Consider the following 1,466-nt stretch of genomic DNA (forward strand, 5'->3'; position numbering starts at 1 on the left):
GGCGACCGAGCGGATCAGGATCGACTACGAGGACGCGGACGGTCGGGCGTACTACGCGCTGACCGGGACCTCGGTCGCCATGCGGGAGCAGTGCATCGGCGTGGAGATCGACTGGCCGGACTGGTGACGCCCGCTCGCGACATCATCCCCGCTGGGGCTGATCGGCCCCGCTGGGGGCTGATCGGCCCCGACATGACGAATCCCCGGACCCGTGCGTCGGGTCCGGGGATTCGCCCTCGCGGGCAGCCAGGCCGCCGGTCGTGCCGCGCGCCCCGCCAGGGGCCGGGGACCTCGACCCGGCGGGCGATCAGTCCCAGTCGAGGGCGGCGCCGCTCTGGTACTCGGTGACCCGGGTCTCGAAGAAGTTCTTCTCCTTCGTCAGGTCCATCATCTCCGACATCCACGGGAACGGGTTGTCCGTCTCCGGGAACACCGGCTCCAGGCCCAGCTGGGCGCAGCGGCGGTTGGTGATGAAGTGCATGTACTGCTCGCAGGACTCGGCGTTGATGCCGAGGATGCCCCGGGGCATGGTGTCGCGGCCGTAGGCGACCTCCAGGTCGCAGGCCTCCCGCAGCATCCCGCGCACCTCCTCCTGGAACTCCTCGCTCCACAGGTGCGGGTTCTCGATCTTGATCTGGTTGATCGCGTCGATGCCGAAGTTCAGGTGGATCGACTCGTCGCGCAGGATGTACTGGTACTGCTCGGCGATGCCGATCATCTTGTGCTGGCGGCCCAGCGAGAGGATCTGCGCGAACCCGGTGTAGAACCACATGCCCTCGAAGATCACGTAGAACGCGACGAGGTCCCGCAGGAAGGCCTGGTCGGCCTCGTGGGTCCCGGTGCGGAACTCCGGGTCCTCCAGGTTCTGCGTGTAGTTCAGCGCCCAGGCGGCCTTGTCGGTGATCGAGGGCACCTCGCGGTACATGTTAAACAGCTCGCCCTCGTCGAGGCCGAGGCTCTCGCAGATGTACTGGAAGGTGTGGGTGTGCACCGCCTCCTCGAAGGCCTGGCGCAGCAGGTACTGCCGGCACTCCGGGTTGGTGAGGTGCCGGTAGACGGCCAGCACGATGTTGTTGGCCACCAGCGACTCGGAGGTGGCGAAGAAGCCGAGGTTGCGCTTGATGAGGCGGCGCTCGTCGTCGGTGAGGCCGTTCGGCGACTTCCACAGCGCGATGTCGGCCTGCATGGACACCTCGGTGGGCATCCAGTGGTTGTTGCAGCCGGCCAGGTACTTCTCCCACGCCCAGTGGTACTTCAGCGGCAGCAGCTGGTTGACGTCGGCGCGGGCGTTGATCATCGCCTTGTCGTCGACGCTGACGCGCTCGGCGTCGCGGACGATCTCACCGAGACCGGTGGTGTCGGTCGAGGGCGATTCGGTGTTGGTCACGTCCTGGTCCTTTCCAGAGTTCGGTGGGGGAGCGCGGTGGGCGCCGGAGCGGGGCCGCCGGAGATGCCGGTACGGCGGG

General features: G+C 67.6%; 1 protein-coding gene. It reads right to left on the bottom strand.

Annotation, left to right across the window (positions count from 1 at the left end):
- Positions 1-307: 307 nt before the first annotated feature.
- Positions 308-1,387: a ribonucleotide-diphosphate reductase subunit beta gene (locus ACTIDRAF_RS0222150; protein WP_016700898.1), complete on the bottom strand. Its 1,080-nt coding sequence runs from the start codon at positions 1,385-1,387 to the stop codon at positions 308-310.
- Positions 1,388-1,466 lie beyond the last annotated feature (79 nt).

Origin of the sequence: Actinoalloteichus spitiensis RMV-1378, from assembly GCF_000239155.1 — a bacterium.
In the GTDB taxonomy this organism is placed as follows: domain Bacteria; phylum Actinomycetota; class Actinomycetes; order Mycobacteriales; family Pseudonocardiaceae; genus Actinoalloteichus_B; species Actinoalloteichus_B spitiensis.